14 protein-coding genes are annotated in these 16,578 nt (G+C 70.2%); 2 read left to right on the forward strand and 12 right to left on the reverse strand.

Annotation, left to right across the window (positions count from 1 at the left end; translation table 11 throughout):
• Positions 1 to 31 precede the first annotated feature (31 nt).
• The 3 genes from OG205_RS21940 to OG205_RS21950 form a co-directional block, all read right to left on the reverse strand.
• The gene (locus tag OG205_RS21940; protein WP_330269997.1) at positions 32 to 1,165 is read right to left on the reverse strand and encodes an AAA family ATPase; all 1,134 of its coding nucleotides are present in this window, start codon (positions 1,163 to 1,165) and stop codon (positions 32 to 34) included.
• Positions 1,158 to 1,850: an RNA ligase family protein gene (locus OG205_RS21945; RefSeq protein ID WP_330269998.1), complete on the reverse strand. Its 693-nt coding sequence runs from the start codon at positions 1,848 to 1,850 to the stop codon at positions 1,158 to 1,160. Before OG205_RS21945 ends, OG205_RS21940 begins: the two co-directional genes overlap by 8 nt.
• A 117-nt stretch (positions 1,851 to 1,967) precedes the next feature.
• On the reverse strand, positions 1,968 to 2,729 hold the full coding sequence (locus OG205_RS21950; protein WP_330269999.1) for a hypothetical protein: 762 nt from the start codon (positions 2,727 to 2,729) through the stop codon (positions 1,968 to 1,970).
• 145 nt (positions 2,730 to 2,874) lie between these two features.
• Here OG205_RS21950 and OG205_RS21955 point away from each other — a divergent pair, with 145 nt between their 5' ends.
• Positions 2,875 to 3,675: a S1 family peptidase gene (locus tag OG205_RS21955; protein WP_330270000.1), complete on the forward strand. Its 801-nt coding sequence runs from the start codon at positions 2,875 to 2,877 to the stop codon at positions 3,673 to 3,675.
• Positions 3,676 to 3,738: 63 nt separating this feature from the next.
• Here OG205_RS21955 and OG205_RS21960 read toward each other — a convergent pair whose 3' ends face one another.
• The 7 genes from OG205_RS21960 to OG205_RS21990 form a co-directional block, all read right to left on the reverse strand.
• Positions 3,739 to 4,539 carry an alpha/beta fold hydrolase gene (locus OG205_RS21960; protein ID WP_330270001.1) on the reverse strand — a complete coding sequence of 267 codons (801 nt, stop codon included), beginning with the start codon at positions 4,537 to 4,539 and terminating at the stop codon, positions 3,739 to 3,741.
• A gap of 108 nt (positions 4,540 to 4,647) precedes the next feature.
• Positions 4,648 to 5,103 carry a MarR family winged helix-turn-helix transcriptional regulator gene (locus OG205_RS21965; RefSeq protein ID WP_330270002.1) on the reverse strand — a complete coding sequence of 152 codons (456 nt, stop codon included), beginning with the start codon at positions 5,101 to 5,103 and terminating at the stop codon, positions 4,648 to 4,650.
• Between the two features lie 87 nt (positions 5,104 to 5,190).
• Positions 5,191 to 5,700: a regulatory protein RecX gene (locus OG205_RS21970; RefSeq protein ID WP_319978339.1), complete on the reverse strand. Its 510-nt coding sequence runs from the start codon at positions 5,698 to 5,700 to the stop codon at positions 5,191 to 5,193.
• Between the two features lie 11 nt (positions 5,701 to 5,711).
• Positions 5,712 to 6,758: a recombinase RecA gene (recA, locus tag OG205_RS21975; RefSeq protein ID WP_090073224.1), complete on the reverse strand. Its 1,047-nt coding sequence runs from the start codon at positions 6,756 to 6,758 to the stop codon at positions 5,712 to 5,714.
• A 147-nt stretch (positions 6,759 to 6,905) separates the two neighbouring features.
• Complete coding sequence (locus OG205_RS21980) at positions 6,906 to 7,100, reverse strand: DUF3046 domain-containing protein (RefSeq protein ID WP_177320610.1); 195 nt, start codon at positions 7,098 to 7,100, stop codon at positions 6,906 to 6,908.
• Positions 7,101 to 7,109: 9 nt separating this feature from the next.
• The gene (locus tag OG205_RS21985) at positions 7,110 to 8,372 is read right to left on the reverse strand and encodes an MFS transporter (protein ID WP_330270003.1); all 1,263 of its coding nucleotides are present in this window, start codon (positions 8,370 to 8,372) and stop codon (positions 7,110 to 7,112) included.
• Positions 8,373 to 8,425: 53 nt separating this feature from the next.
• Positions 8,426 to 10,288 (reverse strand): Hsp70 family protein, encoded by a 1,863-nt coding sequence (locus OG205_RS21990; protein ID WP_330270004.1) that lies wholly within the window; start codon positions 10,286 to 10,288, stop codon positions 8,426 to 8,428.
• Positions 10,289 to 10,397: 109 nt separating this feature from the next.
• On the opposite strand from OG205_RS21990, the gene OG205_RS21995 reads away from it, so the two are divergent.
• Positions 10,398 to 14,942: an ATP-dependent helicase gene (locus tag OG205_RS21995; protein ID WP_442916831.1), complete on the forward strand. Its 4,545-nt coding sequence runs from the start codon at positions 10,398 to 10,400 to the stop codon at positions 14,940 to 14,942.
• Position 14,943: 1 nt separating this feature from the next.
• On the opposite strand, the gene OG205_RS22000 is transcribed toward OG205_RS21995, so the two are convergent.
• A complete protein-coding gene (locus OG205_RS22000; protein ID WP_330270005.1) occupies positions 14,944 to 15,930 on the reverse strand; it encodes a 1-aminocyclopropane-1-carboxylate deaminase in 987 nt (328 codons plus the stop codon).
• Positions 15,927 to 16,556 (reverse strand): GntR family transcriptional regulator, encoded by a 630-nt coding sequence (locus OG205_RS22005; RefSeq protein ID WP_330270006.1) that lies wholly within the window; start codon positions 16,554 to 16,556, stop codon positions 15,927 to 15,929. The genes OG205_RS22000 and OG205_RS22005 overlap by 4 nt, the downstream gene beginning before the upstream one ends.
• Between the last annotated feature and the right edge of the window lie 22 nt (positions 16,557 to 16,578).

The raw sequence follows: 16,578 nt of genomic DNA on the forward strand, positions 1-16,578 counted from the left end.
GGAGCGCGGCTCGGATGCTGCCTGCGGCGGCTTACGGACGTGTCGAGGTCCGCGTCGTGTCCACCCGTTCGACGGTGTGCGCCTCGGTGGGGTCGACCGCCTCCCACTTGCCGGCGAGCCGGTCGATCACGGCGGCCGGCACCGGTTCCGGACGGACGCGGTTGCGCGCGTGGATCACGTTCTTCGGCGCTTCGAGCCCGATCAGGGTGATCCGGGCGTGGTAGTCGGCGGCGAGTCCGATGCAGCGCTCCCGCAGTTGCTGGGAGATGTTGGTCGCGTTCCAGACGAACCGCTCCCCCGCGCGCAGGAGCACGCGGGCTTCTTCGAACGCCGCGGCGGCCACCGCGCGCTGGTCGCCGTCAGGGGCGATGCCTAGCCGGGAGCGCACCGTGTCGAGACTCACCACGCGCCAGCCCGGACGGTGCTGGGCGATCCAGTGGTCCTTGCCGACGCCCGGCAGGCCGGACAGCACCGTCACCTCGACGCGCGTGTCGTCGTAGGCGGCGTAGTCCGGGTCGCGGCCGGGCGTGCGGAAGTACTGGAAGCGGGCGTGGTCGGACGGGAAAGCGCGCGGACGGTCGAGGCAATCGCGTTCGCGGCAGTACTCCTCGAACAGCGCGATGTTGTCCAGCACCGAGCCGGCGTCGCCACAGATCCGGCCGAGGATGTCGGCGCGGGCGAGCGTCGCCAGGTCGTCGTTGCGCGCGAGCAGGCTCACCCGGAACGCGATGCGGTCGAGGTCGGGGCGTTCCAACGCCCAGAACGGCACCTGGTGGTGCCGCACCAGCGCGGCGACGTGCTCGCGCCAGGCGATCGGACGTCCCATCTCCCACAGCAGCTTGCGCGCCAGCAGATCTCCGGCGCGCGAGTGTCCGTGCGCGGTGACGCGGCCGTCCGCGATCTGTGTGCGGAACGGCTTCGCGGCGTCGTGCAGCAGCACCGTCGCGAACAACCGCACGCGGTCCGGTTCGGGACGCGCGCGCCATTCGGGCAGCGACACCAGGGCCTCGCAGGCCATCCGGGTGTGCGTGGCGACGTCACCTTCGGCGTGGTGCACCGGGTCCTGCGGCACGTCTTCCATTGCGCGCACCCACGGGAACGCCGAGCGGACGGCGTCCCAGTCGAAAGTCCAGTGCGGACCGGTGGGGCAGAGTTGCTCAAACACGGGCCACCACCCGGTTCGGCAGGATCGGGCGGTCCTGCCAGTGGCTGCCCGAGTCCAGCACGGCGGTGACGAACGTCGGCCGCACCCACTTGTAGCGCTCGACCGTGCGCCCGTCCTCCTCCACCTTGATGTAGAGGCCTTCCATGTCGTCGTCCGAATCCGTCTCCGCGACAACGACTTCCGGGTCCTGCCCCGCCGCCCGCGCCGCCTCCACCAGCGCGTCACGCCACCCCGACGTGCGACACAGGGACGGGCCGATCAACGCGGTCAGGTTTTTCAACCGGAGCAACGGCCCCTCGTGCAGCACCGGCACGGACACCACCGGCGTGCCGGCGAGCACGCGGCGACGTTCCGGTGTGGACAGGAACTCCCCGGAAGAGCGGTCGAGCAGGTCGAACTCGCAGAAGTGGTGCGGCAGCGCGTCGTAGAACACGGTGTGCTTGGCGTACAACCATTCCCCGTAGAGCACGTACCGCGTGCCGAGCCTCTCCCACAGCACGCCCTGGTGCGTCGCGGCCCACGCCTTCAACGGCGCGAACTGCCGTTCCCGCGGCCCGCCCGCCAGGAAATGGCCGCGTGACTGGAGTTTCAGCACACCGCCGGAGTCGAAGCTGATGCCCGCGTTGGCACCGTCGAGCTTCTCCTCGACGACGAGGTGCCGCCCCGCGATCGCGCGGAACGGCACCTGGTCGAGGTCCTAGTCGCCCGGTTGCAGGCGCGAGCCCTCCAGGTGGGGCGTTCGCGGGTACTTGCGCAACATGCCCCGTTTTGTATCCCGTTCGCCCGCCCGCGAGCGAACGGTTTACGCCTGGCCGACGAACGCCGCCTTGTCGGAGTTGAAGGTCGGCTCGAACACGAGCTGCATCTCACCGGGCTGCGCGCCGACCGCGTACGCGACGTGGAAGGTGTAGGTCTTGCCCGGCAGCACGGTCGCCGAGTCGAACGTGCTGTCGCAGCCGCCGCTGCTGTCGAACACCATGTCGGCCTTCTGCCCGTTGAACTGCGCGTCGGTGCCGACCGACATCAGCGCGGTCTCGAACGTGGCGCTCGTCCCGTTGGTGATGGTGATCTCGAACTTCACCGCGCGGGCGATGTTCGGCGGCGCCGCGTACTGACCGGGCGTGCACGCGACCGGCGCGGCGACGTCTACGGAGAGGCCGTTCGCCCACGAGTACCGCTTGCCCCAGGTCGGGTTCTCGGCGATCGCGTCCTGCCGGGCGGTCTCGCCGGGCGCGCCGACCTGGCCCTGGTTCACGTCACCGTTGAAGATCTTGTCGAGTTCCTCGACCGCGGCCTGCTGCGCCACCACGGTGAAGACGATCGCCAGGACGCACAGGACGACACCGATCGCCGCGAGAACCTTGCGGGTGCCGAACAACGCGATGACGCCGAGCACGATCCCGACGAACGCGGCGATCGCGGTGAGGTTGTTGAGGAAGATGACCCACGAGCCGACGACACCGACGATCCCGAGGATCACCGCGGCCCAGGCGAGCGCACCGAATCGTGTGGGCTTCTGCGGTGCGGCCGGAGGCGGGGCGTAGACGGGCGTCGGATAGGTCATCACGGCTCCTGGCGGTTGCGATGTGTGACCACGACGTCGATTGGTCTGCTTTACCCGTTAGCGCCACCCGGCAGCGTCACTCGATCGAGTTACGATCGGCCAGTCAGCCGACTCCCGAAGGTAGCGAAGCGACTACGATCCGTACATGGCACGACGACTCGCCGGAACCCTGCTCGCAGCGATCGCCGTCCTCGGCGTGACGACGGCGCCGGCACAGGCCGCTGTCGACTTCACCGGCGCGGTGAAACTCAGCAACTGCTCCGGCTCGCTCGTCCGCCTGCCTTCCTCGGTTCCCTCGGACCAGGCGCTCGTCCTCACGAACGGCCACTGCGTCGAGCTCATGAAGCCGGGCCAGGTGTTCGTCGACAAGCCGGTGGACCGCACCTTCACGCTGCTCGGCGGCTCCGGCGCGGAGATCGGGAAGCTGAAGAGCTCCAAGATCGTCTACGCGACGATGACCGGCACCGATGCCGCGCTCTACCGGCTCGACGCGACGTACCAGCAGATCCAGCAGCAGCACAGTGGCCGCGCGCTCGAACTGTCTGCTTCGCGCCCCGCCGCCAGGACGGAGATCCGGATCGTCTCCGGGTACTGGAAGAAGATCTACTCCTGCCAGATCGACGGTTTCGTCCACCAGGTCAAGGAAGCAAGCTGGACGTGGCGCGACTCGCTGCGCTACACGCCCTCGTGCGACACCATCGGCGGCACGTCGGGCTCGCCGATCATCGACGACGCGAGCGGCAAGGTCGTCGGCGTCAACAACACCGGCAACGAGAGCGGCGGCCGCTGCACGATGAACAACCCGTGCGAGGTCGACGCCGGCGGCAGGATCACCGTCCGCAAGGGCATCAACTACGGCCAGCAGACCTTCGGCTTCGTCTCCTGCTTCGGCCCCGGCACGACGCTGAACCTGGCGCTACCCGGCTGCGCGCTCGCGAAGCCCTGAGAACGCGGGGAATCCGGGACGCCCCTGCCCGCGTCCCGGATTCCCCGTCTTTCGCCTTCAGAACTACCGCGCGGCGCGCACGATCAGGTCGGCCACGGTGTCCGGCTGCGACACCGCCACCGAGTGCGAGGCACCCCGGACCTCGACGACCGCACGGGCGTGGGCGCGCTCGGCCATCCACTTCTGCGCGGCGATCGGGATGTTCTTGTCCTTGCCCGCCACCACGAAGTACGACGGGATGGTGTGCCACGCGGGCTCGCCGGCCTTCTCGGTCAGCGCTGTGTCGTTGATCGGCCGCTGTGTCGCCGCCGCCAGCGTCGCGTCCTTGCGGGACACGTCGGCCGCGAACTGCTGCCAGTACTTGTCCTGCTGGATCGTCAGGTCCTTGCTGCCGTCACCGATGTCGATGGCCGACAACGTGTCGCCGAGGGTGCTGCCCGGGAACTTGTTCGACAGTTCGAGAGCGCTCTCGCCCTTCTCCGGCGCGAACGCAGCAACGTAGACGAGCGACTTCACGTTCGGGTTGCCGAGCGCGGCCTGCGACCCGACCATGCCGCCGTAGGAGTGTCCGACGAGGACGATCGGGCCGTCGATCGAGGCGAGCACCTTGCGCAGGTAGTCGGCGTCGCCGGTGACGGACCTCAGCGGGTTCGCGACCGCGACGACCGGGAATCCCTTGCGCTGCAGGCGCTCCACGACACCGTTCCAGCTGGAGGCGTCGGCGAACGCACCGTGCACCAGCACGACGGTCGGCTTCTTGGCGCCCTGCTTCTCGGTCTCCTCCGCAGCACCGGCGCCGGACGGAACAACGGCGGCCAGCGCCAGCAGCGTCCCCAGAACCGCGAACACCTTGCGAACTCGCATTGGTCTCTCACTCTCGTCGGGCACCGTGACGGTGGTGCATCGCGCTCGATTAGGTCGTGCACGATGTAAGTTACCCGACGAGTTACCTCGCACGCGATGTGTTTCAGCTCACTGGCGCTCGGTGCCGCGCTTGACCCGGTTCAGCGCCTTGCGGAGGACGGTGATCTCCTCCAGCGTCATGCCGAGCGCCTGACCGAGCTGAGTGAACATCTCGGCACCGATCCACCGCAGGTCACGGCCCTTGTCCGTGAGCTGCACGAGCACCGAGCGCTCGTCGTCGGGGTGCGTGACGCGCACCAGCAGACCGCTCTTCTCCAGCCGCTTGATCAACGGCGAGAGCGTGCTGTACTCCAGGTCGAGTTCGTGCACGAGCTCCCGGATCGGCCTCGAGTCCCGTTCCCACAGCAGCAGCATCACCAGGAACTGCGGGTAGGTGATGCCCGCCTTGTCGAGGATCGGCCGGTAGAAGCCGGTGACCGCTCGCGATGTCGTGTAGAGGTCGAAGCAGAGCAGATCGGAGACCGTGGGGGTCACGGCGGACGACGCGTCGGGAGTAGTGCTCACGCTTTTCAGGCTACTCGGAGCGAACCACCGCAATGGCGTGATCGGTTACGGCACGCCAACGAACACGTGGGCGGGACCCGCCCTGGCCTAAGACCAGGGCTCGTCCAGTGCCGAGGCTTCTGCCCCCGCGGTGCGCAACTCGTCGCGCACCACCCGATAGGCGAGGCCTTCCGCATAACCCTTGCGCGCCAACGCACCCACGAGCCGGCGGATCTTCGCCGTCTCGTCCACGCCGGACATGGTGCGCAGGCGTTTGCGGACCAGTTCGCGGGCACGCTCTTCCTCGGCCTCGCTGTCGACCGCGGCGACGGCCTCGGCCACCACCTCGTCCGCCACGCCCTTGCGGCGCAGTTCCATGGCCAGGGCACGGCGGCCCAGACCGTTGTACGTGTGCCGGGAACGCACCCACATCTCGGCGAACTGCGCGTCGTCGATCAGACCGGCGCGGTCGAACTTGCCGAGGACGACCTCGGCGACACCGGGGCTGATCTCCTTGCGCAGCAGGGCGTCGTACAGCTCCTGCCGGGAGCGGGCCCGAGCGGTGAGCAGCGCGTAGCAGATGTCCCGCGCCTTGCGCTGCTCCTCAGCCTCGTCCAACCCTCACGACCTCAGAACTCGACCGGCGCGACGGGAACCGTCTCGTCGGCGTCGAGGGTGGCGCCGATGCCGAGCTTGTCCTTGATGCGCTTCTCGACCTCGTTGGCGATGTCCGGGTTGTCCAGCAGGAACTTGCGGGCGTTCTCCTTGCCCTGACCCAGCTGGTCGCCCTCGTAGGTGTACCAGGCGCCGGACTTGCGCAGGATGCCCTGGTCGACACCCATGTCGATGAGCGAGCCCTCGCGGCTGATGCCCTTGCCGTAGAGGATGTCGAACTCGGCCTGCTTGAACGGCGGCGCGACCTTGTTCTTCACGACCTTGACCCTGGTGCGGTTGCCGACGGGCTCGCCGCCGTCCTTCAGGGTCTCGATGCGGCGCACGTCCAGACGCACGGAGGCGTAGAACTTCAGCGCCTTACCACCGGTCGTGGTCTCCGGGGAGCCGAACATCACGCCGATCTTCTCGCGCAGCTGGTTGATGAAGATCGCGGTCGTGTTGGAGTTGCTGAGCGCACCCGTGATCTTGCGCAGCGCCTGGCTCATCAGGCGGGCCTGCAGACCGACGTGGTTGTCGCCCATCTCGCCCTCGATCTCGGCGCGCGGCACGAGGGCGGCGACCGAGTCGATGACCAGGATGTCGAGCGCGCCGGAGCGGACCAGCATGTCCGCGATCTCGAGCGCCTGCTCACCGGTGTCGGGCTGCGACACCAGCAGCGCGTCGGTGTCGACGCCCAGCTTCTTCGCGTACTCGGGGTCGAGGGCGTGCTCCGCGTCGATGAACGCCGCGATGCCGCCGGCCTTCTGCGCGTTCGCCACGGCGTGCAGCGCCACGGTCGTCTTACCCGACGACTCCGGACCGTAGATCTCGACGACCCGGCCGCGCGGCAGGCCACCGATGCCGAGCGCCACGTCCAGGGCGATCGCGCCGGTCGGGATCACGGCGATCGGGGCACGGCCCTCTTCGCCGAGCCGCATCACGGAGCCCTTGCCGAACTGCTTGTCGATCTGCGCCAGGGCCAGCTCGAGCGCTTTGTCCCGATCGGGTGCTGCGGGTGCCATCTTGGGTCCACCTTTTGTCGTCTGCCGTTGCTTCGTCATGTTGGACCTGACGCTACTGGCGGGGTCTGACAATTCTGCGAAGCCGGGGGTCGGGGCCACTGTAGCCGAACACGTGTTCGAGCACACGCGACACTCCCGACGCCCGGTTCAGCGGCGATTTTCCGGAACATCGAACGCTTCGCAGACCGCGATCCAGACTTCCTTGCCCCCGGTTCCGGCCTCCAGCGCCTCGTCGGCGGTACGGCCCCCGAGCGACGACAGCACGTGGTCGCGGGCGATCATCTCGGCCCTGACCTGGCCGAACTCCCCCGCCATGAGTTTGCGGAACATGGTGATGCGCACCGGGAGACCCTAACGAACGGGCCTGCGCAGCGATGCGAAGAGGCACATGACGAGCAGTGGCAGCGCGGTGAACCCGACGATCAGCCCGAGCGCCGCGTACGACCACGCCGTCACGACGATGCCGGACACCGCTCCCCCGACGGCGGCGCCGACGTTCATCACCAGATCGGACAGTCCCTGCGCGGCGGGCCGGTCGTCGACCCGCACGGACTCGGTCAGCAACGCGGATCCCGCCACCATCCCCGCCGACCAGCCGAACCCGAGCAGCGCCAGTCCCGCTGCGAGCTGCGGGGCGTCGTGCGAGGGCGCCATGCCCGCGACCCCGGACGCCGCGACCACCAGCGACGCGCCGATCGCGAGCACCGGCACGCGGCCCAGCCGGTCCGCCATCCACCCGAAGAGCGGGCTCGCGGCGTACATCGCGGCGACGTGCAGGCTGATCACGATGCCGACCACGCGCAACGACGACCCGGCGTGGTTCATGTGCACTGGCGTCATCGACATCAGCCCGACCATCGCGGTGTGGCACAACGTCACACCAACGAGTGCAAGTCGTGCCATCGGGCCGAGCGTCGCCCAGACCTTGAGGCCGCGGGGACTCTCGCCGCTGGCACCTCCCGCGCAGCAGTCCGGAGATTCAACCGGTCGAGTGCTCTTCACGACGACCAGCGGGTCCGGCCGCAGCCCGAACTGGATCACCAGCACGGCGGCGACGAGCACGACGGCCGCCAGCAGGAACGGCCCCACCCCCGCGGGCAGGCCGAGGTACGCGGCCGCCCTCCCCGCGGGATCGGCGAGGTTCGGGCCGATGATCGCGCCGATCATGGCCGCCCACACCACGCGAGAGAGTTCGCGCGCACGGCGTTGTGGATGCGCCAGGTCCGTTGCGGCATAACGAGCCGCGTAGTTCGCACTGGACGCCCCTCCGAACAGGAGGAGGCCCACCAGCAGCACTTGCCACAGACCGAAACCCACGGCGACGGCGGCGATCAAGGCGCCGAGGGCGCCCATGCCGTAGCCGAGGATGAGCGCGGGACGACGTCCGCCGCGTTGCGCGAGCCGGGCTCCTGGCAGGGCGAGCATCGCGGCACCGGCGACCGCCGCGGTCTGCGCGAGCCCGCCGACGGCCTCGGACCCTGACAGCGAAGCGGCGATCAGCGTGCTGAACGCGAGGCCGATCGTCACCGCCGCCGACCCCAGGATCTGGGTGCCGGTCAGGACCCGGACGACCTTGCGCTGCACGCGTTCGACCTGCGGCGCGACGGTCACCATGATCACGATCGTGACACGGCGGGACCTCTCGCCGACAGGTCCATCAGGGGCGGTTACTCCCCCGGTTGCACGGACTTCTCGAAGAAATCGGCCATTTCGTCGGCCTTGAGCTCGTCCGCGTTCTCCTCGGCGGTCTTGGTGAGGATGCCGAACATCGGACGGCCCTTGGCGGTGAACACCAGCACGCCGGTGCCGCTCGACGTGGCCGCGCGGTAGTCGCCCTCCAGGCCGTTGCCGGTCCAGTCGGCCTCGACGTGGTCGGTCTGGAACGACTTCGAGATGGAGGCGGCGTTGTTCTCGGCGCCGGTGACGCTGTCGGTGAGGATGTACTGGACCGCGTAGCCGTCGCGGATCGTGCAGCTCACGACCGTGCCCTTGATCTCCTCCATGCCGGTGATCTGCGCGGAGTCGGCCTTCTCGCAGCCGCCGCCGTCCGGCACGGTGCCCGCGAGCTGGCGCAGGCACTTCGTGAAGCCCTGGCCGTCCTGCGCGGTGTCGTCCTTGCACTCGTCGGCGCTGGGCAGGTTCGGGCCGGACAGCGCGAAGGCCGCGCCGATGACGCCCGCCACCACGAGGATCGCCGCGCCGGCGCCGATGAGGACCTTCTTGTTGTCCTTCTTCGCCGCCTGCTGCGGGAAGTTCGCCGGGTAGCTGCCGCTGACGTTCGGGTTCACCGCGTACGGGCCGGTGACCGGGTAGGCGCCGCTCGCCGAGTACGCGCCGCTGGGGTACGAACCACTCGGGTACGAACCGCTCGGATAGGAGCCGCTGACCACCGGGTTCGGTCCGCTGACGTTCGGGTTCACCGGGTGCGGCCCGCTCACGGCGGGGCTGACCGGCGCGGTCACGACCGTGGGCGGCTCGACGTACTTCGGCTTCTCGTCCTCGGCCCTGAGCGTGATCGACGCCCGGTCCACGACCTGCGCGCCGGTCGCGACGATCGTCTCCGGGTGGTCGGGGTTGGTCGGGACGATGCCGACCTTCTCCGCGATGATCTGCGCGACCAGCGGCATCCGGCAGGACCCGCCGACGAGGTAGACGTGCTCGGGCGTGACCCCGGCCCGGTGCACCGTGGAGATGAGCAGCTCGGTGGTGCGGATCAGGCTCGACCGGACCAGCGCCTCCAGCTCGGCGCGCGTGATGACGACCTTCTCGAACGGCTCCGGCATCAGCACCTCGACCTGAGGCAGCTCGGAGAGGTCCTCCTTCGCGAGACGCAGTTCCTCGCGAAGGCCGAGGCGGGCGCGGTGGTCGTCCACCGTGACCGGGCGCATCAGCCGCTGCCAGCCGGCCGGGTCCTTGTGGGAGACCGTGCGGCCGATGTGCTCCAGCAGCGCCTGGTCGACGTCGAGACCGCCGACGTCGCTGAGGCTGCCGTCGGCGAGGATGCGGTGCTGGGCGTCGAGCACGGAGACGTCGAACGTGTCGGCGCCGAAGTCGTAGACCGCGAGCGGACGGCCACCGCTGAGCGAGGCGACCGCGGTGGCCTCGGGAACCGGCACGAGCTCGCCGGTCATGCCCGCGAGCCTGGCCGAGGACAGCAGCTTGTTGCGCCTGCTCGGGCCCCACTCCGCCGGGTGCGTCAGGCGGATCTCGTCGAGGTGCTCGCCTTTCAGCAGCGCCGTGACGGCCTCCAGCACGCGGGCGTAGATGGCCGCGAGCGCGTCGTTGACCGGCAGGTTCTGCTCGCCGAGCTTGAGCGTCGCCTTGTCGATGTGGCGCTTGGGGTTCGCCTCGTAGCGCGACGGGTCCTGGCGCGACCGCCGCTCCGCTTCCCTGCCGACGCGCAGGGAGCCGTCCTCGTCGAGGTAGACGGACGAGGGCATCGTCGGCCCACCGTCCACATCCACCACGCCGTGGTCGGACAGCACCGCAACCGTGTTGGCGGTGCCCAGGTCGACGGACAGGACGCGCACCGTGCTCCCCTCGCAGACGTACTGCGGTGATCGTGCCACAGAGGGCTTCGCCGGGTGCTCGGACCTGCGCGATCGGAAATTGTCGGACCCCGGCGTCATGATGGTCGCCATGGACGTGATGGAGGCATTCTCACCGGCGACCAGGCAGTGGTTCGCCGGGGCCTTCGCCGCGCCCACCCAGGCGCAGACAGGTGCGTGGGCGGCCGCGGCGGCGGGCGAACACGCGCTGGTCATCGCTCCGACGGGCTCGGGCAAGACGCTGGCCGCGTTCCTGTGGGCACTGGACCGGCTGGCCGCCTCCCCGACGCCGGCGGAGCCGAAACGGCGCTGCCGGGTGCTGTACGTGTCGCCGTTGAAAGCGCTGGCGGTGGACGTCGAGCGAAACCTGCGCGCTCCGCTGACCGGCATCCGGCAGGCCGCTCAGCGGCTGGGGGTGACGGAACCGTCGATCACGGTGGGCATGAGGACGGGTGACACGTCTCCCGAGGAGCGGCGGGCGTTCGGGCGCACTCCCCCCGACGTGCTGGTGACGACGCCGGAGTCGTTGTTCCTGCTGCTCACGTCGTCGGCGCGCGAGTCGTTGCGCGGCGTGGAGACGGTGATCGTCGACGAGGTGCACGCGGTGGCGGGCACCAAACGCGGCGGGCACCTGGCGTTGTCGCTGGAACGGCTCGACGCGCTGCTCGAACGGCCCGCGCAGCGGATCGGGTTGTCGGCGACGGTGCGGCCGGTCGAGGAGATCAGCACGTTCCTCGCCGGCGGGCGGCCTGTGTCGATCGTGCAGCCGAAGACGCCCAAGGTCATCCAGGTCGAGGTGGAGGTGCCGGTCGAGGACATGTCCGTGCTCGGCCAGCCGACGGGTGAGGTGTCGGGGTCGGCCGCGGGAGCCGAGCAACGCACCTCCATCTGGCCGTCGGTCGAGGCACGGATCCTGGAGCTGGTGCGGGCGCACCGGTCGACGATCGTCTTCGCGAACTCGCGGCGGCTCGCGGAACGGCTGACCGCGCGCCTCAACGAGCTCGCCGAAGAGGCGACCGAGCTGGAGTCGTTCCCGGCCGAGGCCATCGGCCAGTCGGGCATGACGGTGCAGAAGACCGCGTCCGTCGCTCGCGCGCACCACGGCTCGATGTCGCGAGAGCAGCGCACGGCCGTGGAAGAAGACTTGAAGACCGGGCGGCTGCCGTGCGTCGTGGCGACGTCGTCGCTCGAACTGGGCATCGACATGGGCGCGGTCGACCTGGTGGTGCAGGTGGAGGCACCGCCGTCGGTGGCGTCCGGGCTGCAGCGCGTCGGCCGGGCCGGTCACCAGGTCGGCGCGGTGTCGCGGGGCGTGATGTTCCCGAAGTTCCGCGGCGACCTGGTGTCGTGCGCGGTGGTGGCGGAACGGATGCGGGACGGCGCGATCGAGGCCGTGAAGTTCCCGCGCAACCCGCTCGACGTGCTGGCGCAGCACATCGTCGCGATGGTGGCGATGGAGACGTGGACGGTCGAGGAGCTGACGGCGCTGGTGCGGCGGGCGGCGCCGTTCGCCGGGCTGCCAGACTCGGCGCTGAACGCGGTGCTCGACATGCTGTCGGGCCGGTATCCGTCCGAGGAGTTCGGCGAGCTGCGGCCCCGGATCACCTGGGACCGGGTGAACTCCGAGCTGCGCGGCCGGCCTGGCTCGCAACGGCTGGCGGTCACCTCCGGCGGCACGATCCCCGACCGGGGGATGTACACCGTCATGACCCCGGCCTCGGAGAACGGCGCCGGTTCGCGTGTCGGCGAGCTCGACGAGGAGATGGTCTACGAGTCGCGGGTCGGCGACACGTTCCTGCTGGGCACGTCGTCGTGGCGGGTCCAGGACATCACGCACGACCGGGTGATCGTGGTGCCCGCGCCGGGGCAGCCCGCGCGGATGCCGTTCTGGAAGGGCGACGCTCCCGGCCGCCCGCTGGAACTCGGCCGGGCGATGGGCAAGTTCCTGCGCGAAGTGTCCACGATGGAGGATTCGGCGGCGCGTGAACGGGCCAGGTCCGCCGGTCTGGACGAGTGGGCGACGGACAACCTGCTCGCGTACCTGGGCGAGCAGCGGGAGTCCACTCGGCACGTCCCGAACGACAGGATCGTTCTGGTGGAACGGTTCCGCGACGAGCTGGGCGACTGGCGGCTCGTCGTGCACTCCCCGTTCGGCGCCCAGGTCAACGCTCCGTGGGCGCTCGCGATCGCGGCGCGCCTGCGGGAGAAGCGCGGGGTCGAGGTGCAGGCCGCGCACTCCGACGACGGCATCGTGCTGCGGCTGCCGGACGCCCTGGACTACGAGGGTGTGGAGGTGACGGCGAGCGCGGAGGACGTGCTGCTCGACCCCGACGAGGTCGAGCAGATCGTGGTCGCGGAGGTGGGCGGCTCCGCGTTGTTCGCGGCCCGGTTCCGCGAGTGCGCCGCGCGGTCCCTGCTGCTGCCCCGCCGTGATCCACGCCGCCGCACCCCGTTGTGGCAGCAGCGGCAACGGTCGGCGCAGCTGCTGTCGGTCGCCTCGAAGTACGAGAGCTTCCCGGTGGTCCTGGAGGCGATGCGCGAGTGCCTGCAGGACGTGTACGACGTGCCGGGCCTGCGGGAGCTGATGTCGGACGTCCGCGCGCGCAAGGTGCGCGTGGTCGAGGTGGAGACGCAGTCACCGTCGCCGTTCGCCCGCAGCCTGCTCTTCGGCTATGTCGGCATGTTCCTCTACGAGCTGGACGCTCCGCTGGCGGAACGGCGTGCGGCGGCGTTGTCGCTCGACTCGACACTGCTCGCGGAACTGCTCGGCTCGGAGGCGATCCGCGAACTGCTCGACCCGGAGGTCGTGGCCGAGGTCGAACGCAGCCTGCAGCGCCTCTCAGAGGACCGCCGGCCGCGGCACGCCGAGGACACCGCGGACCTGTTGCGGTTCCTGGGAGATCTCTCCGACGCGGAGGCGCTCGAACGCGGTGTGCCCCGCGCGTGGCTCGACGAACTGGTGTCCGAACGCCGGGTGATCCGGGTCCGGATCGCCGGCGAGGAACGCAGCATCTCGATCGAGGACGCGGGCAAGGTCCGTGACGCGCTCGGTGTCGCTCTCCCGGTCGGCGTGCCGGAGGCGTTCACCGAACCGGTGGCGGACCCACTGGGCGATCTGCTGAGCCGCTATGCCCGCACGCACGGACCGTTCCCCGCCTCCGAACCCGCTGCCCGCTTCGGCCTGGGCGTGGCCGTGGTGACGGGTGTGCTGGAACGCATGGCGGCCACGGGCCGGCTGGTGCGCGGTGAGCTCCGGCCTGGTGGCACGCACACCGAGTACTGCGACGCGGACGTGTTGCGGCGTCTGCGTCGTGCGTCGCTGGCTCTGCTGCGGTCCGAGGTGGAGCCGGTCGAACCTGCCGCGCTGGGCCGGTTCCTCCCGCAGTGGCACGGCCTGGGGCGCCGGTTGCGGTCGGCGCCGACGGTCGACGACGTGTTCTCGGTGGTGGAACAGCTCGCCGGGGCGCCACTTCCGGCGAGTGCCCTGGAATCGCTGCTGTTCCCGTCCCGGTTGCCCGGCTACTACCCGGCGTTGCTGGACGAGCTGACGGCGTCCGGCGAGGTGACGTGGACGGGGTGTGGCGCGTTGGCCGGTGGCGACGGCTGGATCGCGCTCGCGCCGACCGACGTGGCCGATCTGCTGCTGCCCGACCTCGTGCCGGAGTCCATTCCGGAGTCACCGCTGCACACGGCGGTGCTGGAGGCGTTGTCCGGCGGGGCGTTGTTCTTCCGCCAGGTGGTCGACCGGGCCTCGCTCACCGTGACGTGCACGGACGCCGAAGTCGTCGGCACGCTGTGGGATCTGGTGTGGGCGGGGCTGATCACCAACGACACGCTGGCGCCGCTGCGCGCGCTGGTGTCCGGTGGCGGGGCGGCGCACAAGCCTCGCCGCACGGCCCCGCGAGGCCGCTACGCGCGGCTGCGCGCCGCTCGTCCCGACATGCCTTCGCGCACGGGACCGCCGACCGCCGCCGGTCGCTGGTCCCTGGCGGTCGCGCCGGCGGAGGACCCGACCCGCCGGGCGCACGCCCGAGCCGAGGCCTTCCTGGAACGCCACGGCGTGCTGACCAGGGGCGCGCTGGACACCGAGCGCGTGACGGGTGGGTTCAGCGGCGTCTACAAGGTGTTGCGGGCCATGGAGGAGTCGGGTCAGGTCATCCGCGGTTATGTCGTCGAGGGGCTGGGCGCGGCCCAGTTCGCGGCGCGTGGCGCGGTGGATCGCCTGCGGGCGTTGTCCCGTCCTCCTGGTCAGCCGTCCCAGACCGACCAGGCCGCGGTGGTGCTCGCCGCGGCCGATCCAGCCCAGCCCTACGGAGCCGCGCTGGCGTGGCCGGATCCGTTGGGTGAGGGCAAACACCGGCCGGCCCGCAAGGCCGGCGCGCTGGCGGTGCTGGTCGACGGCACCCCGGCGCTCTACGTGGAGAGAGGAGGTAAATCGCTGCTGTCGTTCACCGACGACGAGCCGACCCTGCGCACCGCCGCGAACGCCCTGAGCCGGGCCGTCCGCGACGGCTGGCTGGGCCAGCTGGCGGTCCAGCGAGCCGACGGCGAGGTCGCGCTGACCTCGCACCTGGCGACGGTCCTGCAGGAAGCCGGTTTCCGCGCCACCCCGAAGGGTCTGCGCCTGCGCGCGTGACTTACGCGGGGAACAGGGAGCTGTAGGCGTTGAGTGCCGGCTGCCCGCCCAGGTGGGCGTAGAGGACCGTGCTGTCGCGGCCGATCTCGCCCGACGACACGAGGTGGATGAGTCCTGCCAGGGACTTTCCCTCGTAGACCGGGTCGGTGATCATGCCTTCGAGGCTCGCGCCCAGGCGCATGGCGTCCACGGTGGACTCGTCGGCGATGCCGTAGGTGCCGGCGTGGAAGCGGTCGTCGAGGAGGACGTCCTCTTCGGACACCGTGACCTCGCGGAGCTTGGCGGTGTTGTGCGCGATGCGGGTGATCTGGGCGAGGGTCTCGGCGGGTTTGGCGGACGCGTCGATGCCCAGCACGCGGCGGTTCGGGTCGTTCGCGAAACCGGCGACCATGCCCGCCTGGGTGCTGCCGGTGACCGAACAGACGACGATGGTGTCGAAATAGATGCCGAGCTGGGCTTCCTGCTGGCGGACCTCGTCGGCCCAGTTCGCGAAGCCCATGCCGCCCAGTGGGTGGTCGGAGGCGCCGGCCGGGATCGGGTAAGGCTTGCCGCCGTTCGCGCGGACCTCTTCGATCGCCTGTTCCCAGGCGGGTTTGACACCGATGCCGAACTCGGCGCTCACCAGCCGGACGTCGGCTCCCATCATGCGGCTGAGCAGGATGTTGCCGACCCGGTCGCTGCCGACGTCGGCCCAGTCGACCCAGCTCTCCTGCACCAGCACGGCTTTCAGGCCTGCCCTGGCCGCAGCGGCCGCGACCTGGCGGGTGTGGTTGGACTGGATGCCGCCGATCGACACGAGGGTGTCGCAGCCGGTGGCAAGCGCGTCGGCGACGAGGTACTCGAGCTTGCGGGTCTTGTTGCCGCCGTAGGCGAGGCCGGAGTTGCAGTCCTCGCGCTTGGCCCAGACCGCGGCGCCGCCGAGGTGCGCGGTGAGGCGGTCCAGACGGTGGACCGGCGAGGGGCCGAAGAGGAGCGGGAATCTGTTCACAGTTCGTCCTCCAGGGTGTTCCAGTTCTCGTCGACCAGGGTGGCGGCCAGCGCGGGGTCGCCCTTCTCGCACGCCTCGATGATCTGCTGGTGCTGGGTGACGGAGTGGCGGGCGTCCGGCGAGGAGAACCGGCTGTGCTCGGCCCGGCGCACCAGCGGGGTGAAGCGGTCGATGGTCGCGGCGATCGCGAAGTTGTCGCAGCGGTGGACGGCCACCGCGTGGAACTCGTCGTCGGCGGCCAGCGCGGCGACGGCGTCGTTGGCGTCGAGCGCCTTCTTGAAGGCCTTGTTCGCGGCGCGCATCGCGGCGATGTCCTCGGCCGGCATCTTCGGCACCGCGATGCCGATGGCGAGGGCGTGCATGGACTGGACGACGACGAGGGCGTCGCGCACGGGTTCCGCTTCCAGCGCGGTGACACGGGTGTACGCGTGCGGCTTGGTCTCGACCAGGCCCTCGTCGGTCAGAGTGGCGAGTGCCTCGCGCACCGGGGTGCGGGACAGGCCGAGCTTCTCCGCCAGTTCGACGTCCTTGATGGGCGTGCCCGGCTCCAGGTCGCCGCGCACGATCGCCGACCGGATCTCGGCCGCCGCCCGCTCCTTCAGTGACCCATATCCAATATATTGCATATCAGTGAGCGTAGGGCGCGGA

The sequence above is a fragment of the Lentzea sp. NBC_00516 genome, from assembly GCF_036346835.1.
Taxonomy (GTDB): Bacteria; Actinomycetota; Actinomycetes; order Mycobacteriales; family Pseudonocardiaceae; genus Lentzea; species Lentzea sokolovensis.

Bases quoted from the DNA above. Each gene is read 5' to 3' on its own strand.
- OG205_RS22005 (WP_330270006.1), bottom strand. From the start codon at position 16,556: ATGCAATATATTGGATATGGGTCACTGAAGGAGCGGGCGGCGGCCGAG.
- OG205_RS21995 (WP_442916831.1), top strand. From the start codon at position 10,398: ATGGACGTGATGGAGGCATTCTCACCGGCGACCAGGCAGTGGTTCGCC.
- OG205_RS21960 (WP_330270001.1), bottom strand. From the start codon at position 4,539: ATGCGAGTTCGCAAGGTGTTCGCGGTTCTGGGGACGCTGCTGGCGCTG.
- OG205_RS21955 (WP_330270000.1), top strand. From the start codon at position 2,875: ATGGCACGACGACTCGCCGGAACCCTGCTCGCAGCGATCGCCGTCCTC.
- OG205_RS21950 (WP_330269999.1), bottom strand. From the start codon at position 2,729: ATGACCTATCCGACGCCCGTCTACGCCCCGCCTCCGGCCGCACCGCAG.
- recA (WP_090073224.1), bottom strand. From the start codon at position 6,758: ATGGCACCCGCAGCACCCGATCGGGACAAAGCGCTCGAGCTGGCCCTG.
- OG205_RS21985 (WP_330270003.1), bottom strand. From the start codon at position 8,372: ATGGTGACCGTCGCGCCGCAGGTCGAACGCGTGCAGCGCAAGGTCGTC.